We start from the raw sequence: 16,731 nt of genomic DNA, 5'->3' as shown, positions 1-16,731 counted from the left end.
CATAAAAAGTCCCCTTCTGGGGTTATGACCCACTAAATACGGGCAAGCCACCCAAAATCTCCGCGGGATTCAACCCTGCGACGCACCGGTTCCGAGCACCCTGGCAGTGAAGTCCGCCAGGTGCGCCCACACCTGCTCACAGCTCATCCGCTCCTGGTCCACGAGGTGTTCCACGAGGTCGGCACGGATGACGGCGAGCAGCGCGTGCGCGGTGTAACCACTGTCGGCGATGCCGGGAATCTCCCCCAGCGCACCTCGCAGCAGGCCGTGCCACCGCTCGTAGTGCTCCGCCCGGTACGGACTGGCGGAGCCCGTACCTTCCATCGCGCGGGTACGGCCGCGCCCTCAGGGAAGTGTGCGCGCCACCCGCGGAAGGTGTCAGCGCCGCCTCAGGAAGGTGTCCGCGCCGCTGCCGCCAGCAGCCGGGCCGTGTCCTCCGTGCAGAGCTGGAGTGCGCCGCCGACCGTCGCGAGCACCTCGCGCTCCGCGGGGCTGTACGGGCCGTCGGCGAGGGCGATCCGGGCGCCCTGGAGCAGGATGGACTCCCGGCCCACCGGGGCGAGATGGGGCGTCAGCGGCTGCAGCGACTCGTGCAGCTCGATGGTGAGCGCGGCCCCGCACGGCTCGGCGTCCGTGACGAAACGGCCGGTGTCGGCGGCCAGTGCGTCGACCAGGGCGGTGAGCTGCTCCTCGGTGCACTCGTCGAATCCGGCGGCCCGGACCGTGGAGACGGCGGTCTCGACGACCGTGTGGGAGCCGGTACCGCCCGCGGTGAGGACGGCGAGCGTCACGGTGTGGACGGCGTCGCGGAGCATCGCCGAGAAGCGTGTCGTGGTGGGGCGGTCGAGGGTGTCGGTGGAGAACTGCGTCCAGCAGGCGGCGCATTCGATCACCGGGCCGGTGCGGCCGCGCGAGAGGAGCGGCAGACCGAGCACGGTGAGCCGGCGGCGGCCTGTCAGGCGGCGGTAGTTGCGGTCTCCCCCGCAGTCCGCACAGAAGAACTCGCCGTCGCCGACCGTGTCCCAGGAGGTACGGACGGCCCAGATGATCGACTTCTTGCCGCTTCGTCCACGGACTGACAGCACGGCTCACCTCCGTAACACCGGCAACGCTCCGTTGCGCTGCGCTCCACCACGCCCGTGTCCCCCGGTTGTTCCGTTGGACACAGGGCCGCCATGTGGACGTGATGTTAGCCACATCGATGATGCGGCGTCAGCACCCTGACAGGAGATGGCTTGGTCCCGACCATCGCTGAGCGCGGCCGGGATCCGGGAAGGGAGAGGTCAGAAGGGCTCCGTGCGGCCGGGGCCGCCGAAAAAACGACGGCGGGGCCGTACCCGTAAGAAGATCTTCCGGGACGGCCCCGTCACGCGGAGCGGGGTGCTGGAGTCGGCGGGCGGGGCCCCTGGGTCAGCGGGCGGCCCTGTTCACAGCGGAGACGACCGCCTTCAGCGAGGCGCGTGTGGTGTTGGCGTCGATGCCGATACCCCACATGACCTTGCCGTCGATCGCGCACTCGATGTACGAGGCGGCCAGCGCGCTCGCGCCCTCGCTCATCGTGTGCTCCTGGTAGTCCAGGAGCCGGGCGTCCACGCCGGTCTCGGACAGCGCGGCGAAGAAGGCCGAGATCGGACCGTTGCCGGTGCCCGACAGCGCCGTCTCGACCCCGTCCACGACAGCCTCGACGGTCAGGGTGTCCCTGCCGTCGGTGTCCGTCGTGGTCTGGCCGGAACGCAGCTGGATCCGGCCCCAGCGGGCGTCGCCCTCGACGGAGCTGGGCAGGTACTCGTCCTGGAAGATCGCCCAGATGTCCTTCGGCGTGACCTCGCCGCCCTCGGCGTCGGTCTTCGTCTGGATGATCTTCGAGAACTCGATCTGCATCCGGCGCGGCAGATCCAGCTTGTGCTCGTTCTTCAGGACGTACGCGATACCGCCCTTGCCGGACTGCGAGTTGACCCGGATCACGGCCTCGTACGAGCGGCCGACGTCCTTGGGGTCGATGGGCAGGTACGGCACGGCCCACTCGATGTCGTCGACCGTCTTGCCCTGGGCGGCCGCGTCGGCCTCCATGGCGTCGAAGCCCTTCTTGATGGCGTCCTGGTGGGAGCCGGAGAAGGACGTGTAGACCAGGTCGCCCGCGTAGGGGTGGCGCGGGTGGATCTCCATCTGGTTGCAGTACTCGGCGGTGCGGCGCACCTCGTCGATCTGCGAGAAGTCGATCTGCGGGTCGACGCCCTGGCTGAACAGGTTCATGCCCAGCGTCACCAGGTCGACGTTACCGGTGCGCTCGCCCTGCCCGAACAGACAGCCCTCGATACGGTCGGCGCCCGCCATGACGGCCAGTTCGGCAGCGGCGACGGCGGTGCCGCGGTCGTTGTGCGGGTGGGCGGACAGGCAGACGAACTCGCGGCGGGTCAGGTTGCGCGACATCCACTCGAAGCGGTCCGCGTGCGTGGACGGCGTCGAACGCTCCACGGTGGCGGGCAGGTTGAGGATGATCTCGCGTCCGGCCTCGGGCTGCCAGACGTCCATGACCGCCTCGCAGACCTCCAGGGCGAAGTCCAGCTCGGTGTCCGTGAAGATCTCCGGGCTGTACTGGTAGCCGAAGGTCGTCTCGGGGCCCAGGATCTTCTCGGCGTACTCCATCACCAGACGGGTGCCGTCCACGGCGATCTGCTTGATGTCGTCCTTGGAGCCGCGGAAGACGACCCGGCGGAAGGTCGGCGCGGTCGCGTTGTACAGGTGCACGCTCGCGCGGTGCGCGCCGCGCAGCGACTCGACGGTGCGCTCGATCAGGTCCTCACGGGCCTGGGTCAGGACGGAGATGGTCACGTCCTCGGGGATCGCGCCCTCTTCTTCGATGATCGAGCGTACGAAGTTGAAGTCGGTCTCGCCGGAGGCCGGGAAGCCGACCTCGATCTCCTTGTAGCCCATCTTCACCAGCAGGTCGAACATCTCGCGCTTGCGGGCCGGCGACATGGGGTCGATCAGGGCCTGATTGCCGTCGCGCAGATCGGTGGAGAGCCAGCGGGGGGCCCGGGTGATCCGGTTGTCGGGCCAGCTGCGGTCGGGGATCTCGACGGCGTCGTACTGGCCGTACTTGTGCACCGGCATTCCGGAGGGCTTCTGCGTCCGGGTGGCGTTGGTGATCGGCGTGGGGTGCGACATCTGCGTGGGGCTCCTCGGGATCCAGCGGGGAAGGCCGACTGTGCCGCTACAGCACCAGACTCCGCGGGGAGGGGGTCGACCTACGACTACAGGCCCTCGCCGCGGCAGCTAAGGAGAAGCAGCCCGAAACGCATGATGTTCCGCAGCCTAGCCCAGCGGCACCTGGAACGCCGCTCCCGTATCAGTATGCGGGACACCCGGCAGTCACCGTCGGCACGGTGCCGGGTCACTCTTTCTCGTCAATCACCGTCGCAACCAGTGACAATTCCCTTACGCAGTGCCACATTCGAAGGATGACTGACACTCCTGAGATGACTGGCACCACTGAGATGACCGGCCCGGCCGGACGTTCCGTCTTCTGCACCATCATCCCGCCGCACATCCTCAACAAGCTCGCGGAAGCCGACGACCCGGAGGTCTCCGGCCCGGCCCGCCGCACCCTTGAGGCGGACGACTCGCACCGCAGCCGGCGCCGGGCGGCCATGGCCGCCACCGTGCCCGGGGACGGCGGTGTCTCGGGGCCGGCCGACCCGGCGCCCAGGACGCCGAAGCGCACCATCTACGACGCCGGGCACGGCACCCAGCTGCCGGGCACCAAGGTCCGCGCGGAGGGCGCGCAGCCGAGCAAGGACGCGACGGTCAACCGGGCCTACGCGGGCCTCGGCGCCACCTTCGAGCTGTATCTCAAGGCGTACGGGCGGTACTCGATCGACGGCAAGGGGCTGGCGCTCGACGCGAGTGTCCACTACGACCGGAAGTACAACAACGCCTTCTGGGACGGCAGCCAGATGGTCTTCGGCGACGGTGACGGGACGATGTTCCTCGACTTCACCATCCCGGTGGACGTCATCGGCCACGAACTCACCCACGGCGTCACGCAGTACACCGCGAACCTGGCGTACTCCGGCCAGTCCGGCGCGCTCAACGAGTCGGTATCGGACGTCTTCGGCTCGCTCATCAAGCAGTACGCCCTGGGCCAGACCGCCGACCAGGCCGACTGGCTGATCGGCGCCGGCCTCCTGGCGCCGCACGTATCCGGGGTCGCGCTGCGCTCGATGAAGGCGCCGGGCACCGCGTACGACGACGATGTGCTCGGCAAGGACCCGCAGCCCGCCACGATGAAGGGGTACCTCAAGACCACCGACGACAACGGCGGGGTGCACGTCAACTCCGGTATCCCCAACCACGCCTTCTACCTGCTGGCGGACGCCCTGGGCGGCAAGGCCTGGGAGCGGGCCGGGCAGATCTGGTACGACACCCTGACCGGCGGCGGCCTGGCGGCCGACGCGAGCTTCGCGGACTTCGCCCGGCTGACGGTCAAGGCAGCCCAGGCCCGCTTCGGCAGTGGCGACGAGCAGGAGGCGGTGACCAAGGCGTGGTCCACGGTCGGTGTCCCGACCGGCTCGTAAGACGTCGACCGCACAAGAGGCCGACACGGGGATAGGGGTAGACAGGTCGATAGGGGCAGACATAGGGGGTAGACAGATCCCATGCGTATCCAGGTAAGGCGCACGGGAGGCTTCGCCGGTATCGAGCGCCGGGCCGAGGTGGACACCTCGGCCCGGCCCGATGCCGGCGAGTGGCACGAGCTGGCCGAACAGGCGGTGGCCGCGGGCCACGACGCACCACCCCAGGGGGTGCCCGACGGGTTCAACTACCGGATCACGGTGGACGACCGGACGGTGTACTGCACGGACCCGCGGCTCAGCGACGCGCAGCGTTCGCTGATCTCGCGGGTGCTGAAGGAGGGCGCGTAGCACCGCGGCGCCGGTGCCGCGGCACCGGCGAGGGGCCCTGGCGGGCGGGGCTCAGAAGCCGAGCTTCCGCAGCTGCTTCGGGTCCCGCTGCCAGTCCTTCGCCACCTTCACGTGCAGGTCCAGGAAGACCGGGGTGCCGAGCAGTGCCTCGATCTGCTTGCGGGACTTCATGCCGACGTCCTTCAGGCGGGCGCCCTTGGGCCCGATGATGATGCCCTTCTGGCTCGGCCGCTCGATGTATACGTTCGCGTGGATGTCGAGCAGCGGCTTGTCCGCGGGCCGGTTCTCGCGGGGCAGCATCTCCTCGACGACGACGGCGATGGAGTGCGGCAGCTCGTCCCGTACGCCCTCCAGCGCGGCCTCCCGGATCAGCTCCGCGACCATCACCATCTCGGGCTCGTCCGTGAGGTCGCCCTCCGGATAGAGCGGGGGGCTCAGCGGCAGCAGCGGGGCGATGAGGTCGGCGAGGAGCGAGACCTGCTGGTCGCCGACGGCGGAGACCGGGATGATCTCGGCCCATTCGAAGCCGAGTTCCGTGGCGAGCTGGTCGATGGCGATGAGCTGCTCGGCGAGCTGCTTGCCGTCGACCAGGTCGGTCTTGGTGACCACGGCGATCTTCGGGGTCTTCTTGATCCCGGCGAGTTCCTTGGCGATGAACTTGTCGCCGGGGCCGAGCTTCTGGTCGGCGGGGACACAGAAGCCGATGACGTCGACCTCGGCCCAGGTGGTCCGTACGACGTCGTTGAGCCGCTCGCCCAGCAGCGTGCGCGGCTTGTGGAGGCCGGGGGTGTCCACCAGGATCAGCTGGGCGTCGGCGCGGTGCACGATGCCGCGCACGGTGTGGCGGGTGGTCTGCGGCCGGCTGGAGGTGATCGCCACCTTCTTGCCGACGAGAGCGTTCGTGAGAGTGGACTTGCCCGCGTTGGGGCGGCCGACGAAGCAGGCGAAACCGGCCCGGTGGGCTGCTTCGGATGACTGGGTGTGAACGCTCATGGCGCCCATTCTCCCCGATCGTCCGGTGGACGCCGACCAGGTGGCCCCGCGGTGAGTTTCCGGTAACCGTCCCACGACACGAAATACGGACGAAACACGGGTGCAGCCGTGTGGAAACGCGAAAGCGGGAACCTCTACCGCAACGTAACCGGAGAGGTGACCCCCCTGTGACGCATGCGACGCCTGCGACACCCCTGCCACCGCTGACCACCCTGGCCGCCGGTATCGACACCGGCGACACCGCCTGGGTGCTCGCCGCGACCGCGCTGGTCCTGCTGATGACGCCCGGCCTCGCACTCTTCTACGGCGGGATGGTCCGCACCAAGAGCGTGCTGAACATGCTGATGATGAGCTTCGTGTCGATCGCGCTCGTCACCGTGGTCTGGCTGCTGGCGGGCTACTCACTGGTCTACGGCCCCGACGCGTTCGGCGGCCTGATCGGCGGGCTCGGCCACGCCGGCATGGCCGGTATCGGCCCGGGCAGTGTGCGGGGTTCGGTGCCCACGCTGCTCTTCGCGACCTTCCAGCTCACCTTCGCGATCGTCACGGCCGCGCTGATCAGCGGGGCCATCGCGGACCGGGCGAAGTTCGGCGCGTGGCTGGTCTTCGTCCCCGTGTGGACGCTGCTCGTATACGTCCCGGTGGCGCACTGGGTGTGGGGGCCGGGCGGCTGGATCCTCAGCGATCTGAAGGCGCTGGACTTCTCGGGCGGTATGCCGGTCGAGATCGTCTCGGGCGCTTCGGGGCTCGCGCTCTGTCTGGTGCTCGGGCCGCGGCTCGGCTTCAAGAAGGACTCGATGCGCCCGCACAACCTGCCGATGGTCGTGATGGGAGCGGGGCTGCTCTGGTTCGGCTGGTTCGGCTTCAACGCGGGCTCGGCGCTCGGCGCCAACGGGCTGGCGGCCGCGGTCTTCCTGAACACCCTCGCGGCAGGCTGCACCGGCCTCCTCGGCTGGCTCTTCGTCGAACAGAAGCGGGACGGCCACCCGACCACACTGGGCGCGGCGTCCGGGGCGGTGGCCGGTCTGGTCGCGATCACCCCGTCCTGCGGTTCGGTCGGGCTGGTCGGGGCGCTGGTCGTCGGGCTCGCGGCCGGGGTGCTCTGCTCGTACGCGGTCGGCTGGAAGTTCCGGCTGAACTACGACGACTCCCTGGATGTCGTCGGGGTGCACCTGGTGGGCGGGATCGTCGGGACGCTGCTGATCGGGCTGTTCGCGACAGCGGGGATGACGGGCGGCGCGCGCGGGCTGCTGTACGGCGGCGGGTTCGGCCAGCTGGGGCGGCAGAGCGTCGGTGTGCTGGCGGTCGCGGTGTACGCGTTCGCCGTGACGTACGGCATCGGCAGGGGAATCGACCGGCTGACCGGCTTCCGGGCCGATGAGGAACACGAGCAGCAGGGCCTCGACCTGACGGTGCACGCAGAGAGCGCCTACGATCACGGCGTGCTGGGCCACGGAGCCCCGCTCTCCGCCTCCGTGCTGCAGAAGGTCAAGCCATGAAGCTGGTCACCGCGGTCGTCAAGCCGCACAAGCTCGACGACGTCAAGACGGCCCTCCAGGAACTCGGGGTCAACGGCCTGACGGTCACCGAGGCGAGCGGATACGGCAGGCAGCGCGGGCACACCGAGGTCTACCGCGGCGCCGAGTACCGCGTCGACCTCGTACCGAAGGTCCGGATCGAGGTGGTCGTCGGCGACGCGGAGAGCGAGGCGGTCATCGACGCGGTGGTACGGGCCGCCCACACCGGCAAGATCGGTGACGGCAAGGTCTGGGCCGTGCCGGTGGAGACGGTCGTACGCGTCAGAACGGACGAGCGCGGCCCCGACGCGCTCTGATCAGCGCGCCCGCCGGCACCCGGAGGCAGCGGAAGCGCTTCAGCCCGCCGTGACCGTTGTCCGCAGCGTGCCGTCCGGGCCCGCCAGCAGCACCGGGGTACCGGCTCCGCCCAGGTCCTTCACCGCGGCACGGTCCTCGTCGGACACCTCCCCGGCGGCGCTGACCACGGCGGCGGCCTCCAGCGACTGCGCCCCGCTCGCCACCGCCATCGCGACGGCGGTCCGCAGCGCGGAGAGCTTCAGCGAGTCGAGCTCGACGGTGCCCGCGACATACGTACGCCCGGTCTCGTCGCGTACGGCGGCGCCCTCGGGCACCCCGTTACGGGCCCGGGCGCTGCGCGCCAGCGTGATGATCTTGCGGTCCTCGGCGTCCGGGACCTTGTTCGCTGCGTCGTCGCTCATGGGCAGAGCATAAAGAGCCCGCACCGGTCAGTTGGCGACCGGGTACATCGAGCCCCTGCGGCCTTCCGGCGACGCCAGCCACTGGAGCTTGGCCTCCGTCCCCGTGTCGGGCAGCGGGGTGTGCAGCACGATCGCCAGATCGGGCCGGGCCGGAACCCTCAGCTGGGTGGACTCCACGAACAGCGTGCCGACCACCGGATGCTCCAGCTCCTTGCGGATCTGGCCGCCCGGCGCGATGTCCCGGCGCTCCCACAGCTCGGCGAACTCGGGGCTGCGCTCCTGCGCCTCGGTGACGACCGCCTGGAAACCGTCGTCCTCCGGGCGCTCCGAGCAGGCGGCCCGGAACTGCGCGACCACCTGGTGTGCGATGGACTCCCAGCCCTTGGCGCGGGCCCGGTAGACGGGGTCGGTGAAGAACGCGATCAGACAGTTCTGCACCAGGCCGGGGCGCATGGCCAGCGTCATCGCCGCAGCGTCGTTGTAAATGATCGTGTTCCAGTACTGGTCCATGATGTGCGCCGGGAACGGCATCCACGCGTCGATCAGCCGCTTGAGCCCCTCGCACATGTCCGCATTGGCCGGATCGACCTCCTGCGGCGGCGGGTTCAGCCCGGCCAGCACATAGAGATGGCGGCGCTCGGCGCTGCTCAGTTTCAGCACCCGGCCCACCGAGTCCAGGACCTGCGGCGACACCGTGATGTCCCGGCCCTGCTCAAGCCACTGGTACCAGGAGACGCCCACGCCCGCGAGGACGGCGACCTCCTCACGCCGCAGCCCCGGCGTGCGGCGCCGGCCACCGCCGTCGGGCAGTCCCGCCTCGGCCGGAGTGACCCTGGCCCGCCGGCTCATCAGGAACTCCCGCAGCTCACTGAGCCGGTGCGCCTTGGTGCCGGGCCTCGGCCCTTCCGCACCGCTCTCGATCGGACTCGCCACGACGTCTCCCCCTGTACGGCTGCCTGGTGGTGCGGCCACCAGCATAAGTACCCGCTCCCCACGATTGTTCCCGAAGCCCGAAGCTCGGGACATGGCGATCGATACCTCACCCGTACTCACCCCGACCACCGCCCCACCCGCGGCCGGCGACCGGCTCACCGGCCGGGCCAAGCTCGTCCTGCTCGTCCTGTGCGCGGCCCAGTTCATGGTGGCGCTCGACTTCTCCGTACTGAACGTGGCGCTCCCCGTGCTCGGCCAGGACCTGGGCATGACCCGGGCCGGGCTCCAGTGGGCCGTCACCGCCTTCGCACTGCCCTCCGGCGGGTTTCTGCTCCTCTTCGGCCGGATCGCCGACCTCTTCGGCCGGCGCAAGCTGTTCCTCACAGGTCTCACCGTCTTCGGCGCGGCCTCGCTGATCGCGACCTTCGCCTGGAACCAGGAGGTCTTCCTCACCGGCCGGGCCCTCCAGGGCCTGGGCGCCGCGGTCATCGTGCCGACCGGGATGTCCCTGCTGACCACCACGTTTCCCGAGGGCCCGCAGCGCGACCGGGCGCTGGGCATCAGCGGCACCCTGCTCTCGCTCGGCTTCACCGTCGGCATGGTGCTGGGCGGCGTCCTGACGGACACCCTGGGCTGGCGCTCGACCATGGGCCTGCTGGGCGCGGCAGCGGTGATCGTGCTCGCCGTGGCTCCCCGGCTGCTCACCGAGTCGCGCCACTCCGAGCGGCCGCGGCTCGACATCCCCGGCGCGGTGACCGTCACCGGCGGGCTGCTCGCGATGATCTACGCACTGTCGACGGCGGCCCAGCGCGGCTTCGGCCACGCCGACGTCCTGGTGTCGCTGGTGCTGGGCATCGCCCTGCTGGCCGGCTTCGTGGTCGTCGAATCCCGCGCCGACGCCCCGCTGGTGTCGCTGCCGATGCTGAAGCGGCGCACCGTGGCCTGGGGCAACCTGGGCGGGCTCATCACCTTCTCGATGATGTCGACGGTGGTCTTCGTCCTGACCCTGTACCTCCAGGAGGTCCTGCACCTGTCCAGCTTCCGGACCGGGCTGGTCTTCGGCGTCCAGGGCCTGGCGTCGGTGGCCGCCGGAATGATCGCACCGAAGGTCATCGGGCGGCTCGGCGCACGCCGGGTGCTGGTCGGCTCGCTGCTCGCCCAGGGCCTGCTCATCGCCACGATGCTGGGGCTCGGCGCCGACTCCGGGGTCTGGCTGGCCACGGTCGCCGTCTCGGTGGCCAGCATGGCGCACCTGGGCGCGATCATCTCGTACGGGCTGACCGTCACCTCGGGTGTGCCGGACGCCGAACAGGGCCTGGCCACCGGGCTCGTCACCACGACCCAGCAGGTCGGCATCACCGTCGGCATCCCGCTGCTCGGAGTGCTGGCCACCACCGGGCCCGACCTCTTCGACGGGGTGCGGACCGTGCTGGGCATCGCCGGGGCGATCCTCGTCGGGACCGCGGTGCTGGTTGCGGTGGGACTCGGCCGGCGCAGCCGTGACCACGGCCGCGCCGTCTGACTCCGGTCCGGACGGGGCCTGTTCCCGCCCGGTCCTTTCCGGTCAGGGGCGGTCGAGCCGGAGGCGCTCCGCCTTCGGCAGACCGGCCACCACCAGGTCGTACGAATCCTCGATGAGCTCACGGACCAGACGGTCGGGCAGCGGCCCGACCGTCACCGTGTTCCAGTGGCGCTTGTTGAGGTGCCAGCCGGGGACGACCGCCTCGTACTCGGCGCGCAGCCGGACCGCTTCGTCCGGGTCGCACTTGAGCGAGATCTGCAGCGGGTCACCGTCGAGGTGGCTCAGGGCGAAGACCTTGCCGCACACCTTGAACACCGAGGTCTCCGGGCCGAACGGGAACTCCTCGGCTGCGGCGTTGAATTCCAGGCAGAACGCCCTGAGCTCCTGCGGTTTCATCCCGCTGTCTCCTCCACATCGGCGACCGGCTCGGCCAGCACCGTCACGATCTTGTTCCGGCGGCCCGCGGGGGACTCGGCGGTGAGCCGCAGCCGCCTGCCGTCCGGCAGGTCGACGATCGCGGAAGCGCCCGCGATCGGCACCCGGCCGAGGGCCTTGGCCAGCAGACCGCCGACGGTCTCCACGTCCTCGTCGTCGTACTCGTCCAGGCCGTACAGCTCGCCCAGATCCTCGATGTCCAGGCGGGCGGTGACCCGGAAGCGGCCCTCGCCCACGTCCTCCACCTGCGGCAGTTCACGGTCGTACTCGTCGGTGATCTCGCCGACGATCTCTTCGAGGATGTCCTCGATGGTGACGATGCCCGCCGTGCCGCCGTACTCGTCGATGACGACGGCCACATGGTTGCGGTCCTGCTGCATCTCGCGCAGGAGATCACCGGCGTTCTTGGTGTCGGGCACGAAGACGGCGGGGCGCATCGCGGTGGAGACCAGGTCGGTCTCCGCGTCCCGGCTGATGTGGGTCTTCCTGACCAGGTCCTTGAGGTAGACGACGCCGACGATGTCGTCCTCGTTCTCCCCGGTCACCGGGATCCGCGAGAAGCCCGAGCGCAGCGCCAGCGTGGTGGCCTGGCGGATCGTCTTGGAGCGCTCGATGCAGACCAGGTCGGTGCGCGGGACCATCACCTCGCGGACCAGGGTGTCGCCCAGCTCGAAGACGGAGTGCACCATCCGGCGCTCGTCGTCCTCGATCAGCGACTCCTGCTCGGCGAGGTCGACCATGGCGCGCAGCTCGGCCTCGGACGCGAACGGGCCCTTGCGGAAGCCCTTTCCGGGCGTCAGCGCGTTACCGATGAGGATCAGCAACTGCGGGACCGGACCCATCACACGGGCGAGCGGCAGCAGCACATACGCGGCGGCGGTCGCCGTGTTCAGCGGGTGCTGGCGGCCGATGGTGCGCGGCGAGACGCCGACGGCCACATAACTCACCAGCACCATCAGGGCGATGGCCAGCGCCAGCGCCTGCCAGGTCTCGGACAGCTCCCGGAGACAGACATAGGTGACGAGGACCCCGGCCGCCATCTCGCAGGCGACCCGCACCAGCAGCGCCACATTGAGATACCGGGTGGGGTCGGTGGCGATCTGCGCCAGCTTGTCGCTGCCGCGCCGCCCCGACCGTACGGCCTCGGCGGCCCGGAAGCTCGATGTACGGGCGATGCCGGTCTCGGCGCAGGCCGCCAGCCAGGCGACCACGACCAGCGCGACCGCACCGACGATCAGCTGCGCGGTCATGAGACGGTCGGCGCCGGGGAGGGGCCGGTGTGTCCCTTCTCCGTCCGCCAGCCGTCGACGATCGCGGCCTGGAGGCCGAACATCTCGGCCTTCTCGTCGGGCTCCTCGTGGTCGTAGCCCAGCAGGTGCAGCACCCCGTGGACGGTCAGGAGCTGGAGCTCCTCATCCATGGAGTGCTGCGTCGGGGCTTCCTCGCCCTGCTGCTTGGCGACCTCGGGACAGAGCACGATGTCACCGAGGAGCCCCTGCGGGGGCTCCTCTTCGTCCTTGGCCGGTGGACGCAGCTCGTCCATCGGGAAGGACATGACATCCGTGGGACCCGGCAGGTCCATCCACTGGATGTGCAGCTGCTCCATGGCCTCGGTGTCCACGACGATCACGGACAGCTCGGAGAGCGGGTGGATCCGCATCCGTGTGAGGGCGTAGCGGGCGATGTCGAGGATCGCCTGCTCGTCGACCTCGGTTCCGGACTCGTTGTTGACGTCGATCGACATGGGGACTGCTGACTCTTTCGGTCTGTGCCTACAGCCGTTTCCGGCTGTCTTTCCGGCTGTCTTTCTGGCTGTCGTGCTTCTCGTACGCGTCGACGATACGGCCGACGAGCTTGTGCCGGACGACATCCTCCGTGGTGAGCCGGGAGAAGTGCACGTCGTCGATGCCCTCCAGGATGTCCTGCACCTGGCGCAGCCCGCTCTTGGTGCCGCTCGGCAGGTCGACCTGGGTGACGTCACCGGTGACGACGATCTTCGAGTCGAAGCCGAGGCGGGTGAGGAACATCTTCATCTGCTCGGCGCTGGTGTTCTGCGCCTCGTCGAGGATGATGAACGCGTCATTCAGCGTGCGGCCCCTCATATAGGCCAGCGGCGCCACCTCGATCGTCCCGGCCGCCATCAGCCGGGGGATCGAGTCCGGGTCCAGCATGTCGTGGAGCGCGTCGTACAGCGGGCGCAGATACGGGTCGATCTTGTCGAAGAGCGTGCCGGGGAGGAAGCCGAGCCGCTCCCCCGCCTCGACGGCGGGGCGGGTCAGGATGATCCGGCTGACCTGCTTGGACTGGAGGGCCTGGACCGCCTTGGCCATCGCGAGGTAGGTCTTGCCGGTACCCGCCGGGCCGATGCCGAACACGATCGTGTTCTTGTCGATGGCGTCGACGTAGCGCTTCTGGTTGAGCGTCTTGGGGCGGATCGTGCGGCCGCGGCTGGACAGAATGTTCTGGGTGAGGACCTCGGCCGGGGTCTCGCCCCCCGGCTCGCCCTCGCCGTTCTCGCTGGCCCGGAGCATGGCGATCGAGCGTTCCACAGCGTCCTCCGTCATCGGCTGCCCGGTGCGGAGCACCAGCATCATCTCGTCGAACAGGCGCTGGATCAGGGCGACATCGGACGCCGCTCCTGTGGCACTGATCTCGTTTCCCCGGACATGGATGTCGGCCGCCGGGAACGCCGTTTCGATCACGCGCAGCAGCGAGTCGCCCGAACCGAGCAGCATCACCATGGGGTGTGCGGCCGGGACAGTGATGTGGGCACGCGCCTGCGGCTGTGTAGGTGTCTGAGTCATGGGCCGGCCCTCGGGCCTGCGCATACCTCCCGTTGCAGGGTTCTCGCTGCTCGACAACCTCTGGACCTCCAAGCCTACGACGCCGCACTGACAACGCCAGGGCTTTTACGGCGAGGTCGTTACGGTGCGCGGAAGCCGATCGTCGGCACGGCCCGGCGCAGCGGCCAGGACCGGGCCGCCGCGGGCAGCAGTTCCTCCAGGAAGGCGTACCGGCGCAGCGCGGCCCGGTCCTGGCCCGCGCAGCTGCGTACCTGCTGCCACCAGGCGGCGACCTCGGCCCAGCCGGGTGCCGAGAGCGAGCCGCCGAACTCCTGGACCGAGAGCGCCGCCGTGAGCCCCGCGAAGGCCAGCCGGTCGGCGAGCGGCCAGTCCGCCAGCGTCCCGGTGACGAAGCCCGCGACGAAGACGTCGCCCGCGCCCGTCGGGTCGAGTGCCTCGACCGCGATGGCGGGCACCGACGCGGCCTCGCCGGTCGACCCGTCCACCGCGTACGCACCCTCGGCACCCAGGGTGACGACGGCCAGCGGGACCTTGTCGGCGAGGGCGTGGGCCGCGGCGCGCGGGCAGTCGGTTCGGGTGTAGCGCATGGCCTCCTCGGCGTTGGGCAGGAACGCCTCGCAGTGCTCCAGGTCGGCGAGGCACGCCAGGTCCCAGCGTCCGGTCTCGTCCCAGCCGACGTCGGCGAAGACCTTCGTGCCCCGGTCGGCGGCGCGCAGCACCCACTCCTCGCGGCTGCCGGGCCCCAGTGAGGCGATGGCGGCGCGGGCACGCGGTGGGCAGTTGGGGTGGGTGCTGAACGGCGGTGGCGCTTCGTGGCCGTGCGAGACCATGGTGCGCTCGCCCTCGTACGCCATGGAGACGGTGACCGGGGAGTGCCAGCCGGGCACGGTGTGGGAGCGCGACAGGTCGATCTGCTCGCCCTGTTCCAGGGCGTCCCAGCAGTACTCGCCGTAGTGGTCGTCGCCGAAGGCCGCGGCGAGCGAGGTGTGCAGTCCGAGCCGGGCCAGCGCGGTGGCCATGTTGGCCACCCCGCCGGGGCTCGAACCCATGCCGCGCGCCCAGGACTCGGTGCCGCGCACCGGTGCGCTGTCGAGGCCGGTGAAGATGATGTCCAGGAAGACCGTGCCGGTCAGGTAGACGTCACAGGGCGGATCGTCGGGACGGCGGGTCTCCTTCAGCGGATCCAGGGCGGGCTCGGCAGGAATGGCCACCGTATGCTCCAACGGGTCGCGGACTGGCCAACGGTGCGGATGGAGAACAGTCTGCACCACCGGTTCGGCGGGAGCGTGGACGCGCCTCGTGCTGCGGCGTCCTGCGGTGGCCGTGCCCGTCCTCTCAGGCCTCCGCGGGCCGTGCTGCCGCCGCTCCGGGGGACGCCGCACTCCGGGGCGCCACTCCGGGGTTCGCCTCGCGGCCCCTGCTCGCAGGGGCGGTTGCGGGCCTGGCCCTGGTCCTGTCGTTACGTCCGCCGCCCCGCACCAGCAGCACGCTCAGCGCGGCGAGGAACCCGATCACGGTGAGCCCGACGAGCCCGCCCTTGGTGGATCCCGTGGAGTCCTCCAGCAGCCCGAAGGCGGTCGGCGCGACGAACCCGCCCAGGTTTCCGATGGAGTTGATCAGTGCGATACCCGGGGCGGCTGCCCGCGCGTCCAGGTAGCTCTGCGGGATCGTCCAGAAGATCGGCGACGCCGGCTTGAAGCCCATCGCGGCGATGCACAGTGCGCCCAGGCCCACCCATGGCGAGACGAAGACGGCAAGCAGTGTGCCGGTGCCGCCGAGCAGCAGCAGACCCACCAGGATCGGACGGCGTTTGCCGATGCGGTCGGAGATCCGGCCCGTCACGTACAGCGCGAGGAGCGCGAACAGCCAGGGCACCGCGGTCAGCAGCCCGACCTGGAACTCGCTCAGCCCGCCGAGGTCGTCGACGATCGACGGCAGCCAGAACGTCACGGCGTACAGCGCGACGTTGATGGCGAAGTAGATCCAGAGGAAGAGCAGCATCTGCGGGTCGGCGAGCAGCTTCCAGCGGGAGACCTTGGTGTCGTCGCGGTGGGCGTCCCGCTCCCGCTGCTCGGTGTCGATGGCCGCGATAAGACCCTGCTTCTCGTCCTCCGTCAGCCAGGTGGCCTTCTCGACGCTGGAGTCGAGGAAGCGGTGGACGACAAAGCCGAGGACGACGGAGAAGACGCCCTCGATGAAGAACATCCACTGCCAGCCGGAGTGCCCCCAGACGCCGTGCATCTCCAGCAGGGCGCCGGAGACAGGGCCGACGACGACCGTCGCCGTCCCTGAACCCATCAGGAAGATGGAGGTCGCCCTGCCGCGATGCGAGTCGGGCAGCCAGCGGGACAGGTAATAGATCACGGCGGGGAAGAAGCCCGCCTCCGCGACTCCGAGCAGGAAGCGCAGGGCGTAGAACATCTCAGGCTGCTGACGAAGGCCATCGCGGTGGCGACGACGCCCCACGTGATCATGATCCGGGTGAGCCAGATCTTGGGGCCGAAGCGTTCCATCAGCATGTTGCTGGGGACTTCGAATATGGCGTACGCGACGAAGAAGATCCCGGCACCGAGCCCGAAGGCGGCGGCGGAGAGACCCACGTCGGCCCGTAGCTGGTCCTGGGCGAATCCCAGGTTCACCCGGTCCATGTAGTTCGCCACGAACATGACGAAGAAGAGCGGTACGACGCGCTTGAAGATCTTGCGGATGGCGGACTGGACGGCTGGGGAGTGCTCTACGGGGGCGGGGGTTGCTGCGGACACGAGCGGCTCCGATCGTGGGCAGGGCAGAGCAGGGCGGGGAGGTCGGAAGGAGCGGGCAGAGCAGGGCGGGGAGGTGGGAGGGAACGGGTGGAGCAGGGCGGGGAGGTCTCCGCCGGGGAGG

The 16,731-nt window shown here is 69.9% G+C and carries 16 protein-coding genes and 1 pseudogene; 5 read left to right on the top strand and 12 right to left on the bottom strand.

Annotated features, from left to right (window positions below; all coding sequences use genetic code 11):
• Positions 1-69: 69 nt before the first annotated feature.
• The 3 genes from OG210_RS22230 to leuA form a co-directional block, all read right to left on the bottom strand.
• Positions 70-324: a hypothetical protein gene (locus OG210_RS22230; protein ID WP_328326407.1), complete on the bottom strand. Its 255-nt coding sequence runs from the start codon at positions 322-324 to the stop codon at positions 70-72.
• A gap of 65 nt (positions 325-389) precedes the next feature.
• A complete protein-coding gene (locus OG210_RS22225; protein WP_328326409.1) occupies positions 390-1,085 on the bottom strand; it encodes a TerB family tellurite resistance protein in 696 nt (231 codons plus the stop codon).
• A gap of 325 nt (positions 1,086-1,410) precedes the next feature.
• Positions 1,411-3,168: a 2-isopropylmalate synthase gene (gene leuA / locus OG210_RS22220; protein WP_328326411.1), complete on the bottom strand. Its 1,758-nt coding sequence runs from the start codon at positions 3,166-3,168 to the stop codon at positions 1,411-1,413.
• Between the two features lie 311 nt (positions 3,169-3,479).
• Here leuA and OG210_RS22215 point away from each other — a divergent pair, with 311 nt between their 5' ends.
• Together OG210_RS22215 and OG210_RS22210 are read left to right on the top strand one after the other, a co-directional pair.
• Positions 3,480-4,577 carry a M4 family metallopeptidase gene (locus OG210_RS22215; protein WP_371538454.1) on the top strand — a complete coding sequence of 366 codons (1,098 nt, stop codon included), beginning with the start codon at positions 3,480-3,482 and terminating at the stop codon, positions 4,575-4,577.
• 81 nt (positions 4,578-4,658) lie between these two features.
• Entirely contained in the window at positions 4,659-4,925 is a 267-nt protein-coding gene (locus tag OG210_RS22210) for a protealysin inhibitor emfourin (protein WP_328326413.1), read from the top strand.
• Between the two features lie 51 nt (positions 4,926-4,976).
• Here the strand turns inward: OG210_RS22210 and era are convergent, their stop codons facing one another.
• On the bottom strand, positions 4,977-5,927 hold the full coding sequence (era, locus tag OG210_RS22205; RefSeq protein WP_328326416.1) for a GTPase Era: 951 nt from the start codon (positions 5,925-5,927) through the stop codon (positions 4,977-4,979).
• A gap of 158 nt (positions 5,928-6,085) precedes the next feature.
• Here era and OG210_RS22200 point away from each other — a divergent pair, with 158 nt between their 5' ends.
• Both OG210_RS22200 and OG210_RS22195 read left to right on the top strand, forming a co-directional pair.
• Entirely contained in the window at positions 6,086-7,417 is a 1,332-nt protein-coding gene (locus OG210_RS22200) for an ammonium transporter (protein WP_371538451.1), read from the top strand.
• On the top strand, positions 7,414-7,752 hold the full coding sequence (locus OG210_RS22195; RefSeq protein ID WP_164264502.1) for a P-II family nitrogen regulator: 339 nt from the start codon (positions 7,414-7,416) through the stop codon (positions 7,750-7,752). The genes OG210_RS22200 and OG210_RS22195 overlap by 4 nt, the downstream gene beginning before the upstream one ends.
• A gap of 39 nt (positions 7,753-7,791) precedes the next feature.
• On the opposite strand, the gene OG210_RS22190 is transcribed toward OG210_RS22195, so the two are convergent.
• Both OG210_RS22190 and OG210_RS22185 read right to left on the bottom strand, forming a co-directional pair.
• A complete protein-coding gene (locus tag OG210_RS22190; protein WP_328326418.1) occupies positions 7,792-8,154 on the bottom strand; it encodes a cytidine deaminase in 363 nt (120 codons plus the stop codon).
• Positions 8,155-8,181: 27 nt separating this feature from the next.
• Positions 8,182-9,003, bottom strand: a complete 822-nt coding sequence (locus OG210_RS22185) for a helix-turn-helix transcriptional regulator (protein WP_328335417.1) — start codon at positions 9,001-9,003, stop codon at positions 8,182-8,184.
• A gap of 175 nt (positions 9,004-9,178) precedes the next feature.
• On the opposite strand from OG210_RS22185, the gene OG210_RS22180 reads away from it, so the two are divergent.
• Entirely contained in the window at positions 9,179-10,609 is a 1,431-nt protein-coding gene (locus tag OG210_RS22180) for an MFS transporter (protein ID WP_328326420.1), read from the top strand.
• A 42-nt stretch (positions 10,610-10,651) separates the two neighbouring features.
• On the opposite strand, the gene OG210_RS22175 is transcribed toward OG210_RS22180, so the two are convergent.
• From OG210_RS22175 to OG210_RS22150, 6 genes and pseudogenes are all read right to left on the bottom strand, one after another.
• The gene (locus OG210_RS22175; protein ID WP_328326422.1) at positions 10,652-11,005 is read right to left on the bottom strand and encodes an MmcQ/YjbR family DNA-binding protein; all 354 of its coding nucleotides are present in this window, start codon (positions 11,003-11,005) and stop codon (positions 10,652-10,654) included.
• Positions 11,002-12,294, bottom strand: a complete 1,293-nt coding sequence (locus OG210_RS22170; RefSeq protein WP_328326424.1) for a hemolysin family protein — start codon at positions 12,292-12,294, stop codon at positions 11,002-11,004. Before OG210_RS22170 ends, OG210_RS22175 begins: the two co-directional genes overlap by 4 nt.
• The gene (gene ybeY, locus OG210_RS22165; protein ID WP_328326426.1) at positions 12,291-12,788 is read right to left on the bottom strand and encodes an rRNA maturation RNase YbeY; all 498 of its coding nucleotides are present in this window, start codon (positions 12,786-12,788) and stop codon (positions 12,291-12,293) included. The genes OG210_RS22170 and ybeY overlap by 4 nt, the downstream gene beginning before the upstream one ends.
• Before the next feature lie 28 nt (positions 12,789-12,816).
• Positions 12,817-13,848 (bottom strand): PhoH family protein, encoded by a 1,032-nt coding sequence (locus tag OG210_RS22160; protein ID WP_328326428.1) that lies wholly within the window; start codon positions 13,846-13,848, stop codon positions 12,817-12,819.
• A 119-nt stretch (positions 13,849-13,967) separates the two neighbouring features.
• The gene (locus OG210_RS22155) at positions 13,968-15,053 is read right to left on the bottom strand and encodes a PfkB family carbohydrate kinase (protein ID WP_328335418.1); all 1,086 of its coding nucleotides are present in this window, start codon (positions 15,051-15,053) and stop codon (positions 13,968-13,970) included.
• Between the two features lie 130 nt (positions 15,054-15,183).
• Positions 15,184-16,610 (bottom strand): annotated as a pseudogene (locus tag OG210_RS22150) (MFS transporter).
• Positions 16,611-16,731 lie beyond the last annotated feature (121 nt).

The sequence above is a fragment of the Streptomyces sp. NBC_00466 genome (assembly GCF_041433995.1).
Taxonomy (GTDB): Bacteria; Actinomycetota; Actinomycetes; order Streptomycetales; family Streptomycetaceae; genus Streptomyces.
Note: the sequence above shows the minus strand (reverse complement) of the source record. Positions and strands in the feature narration are given on the sequence as shown.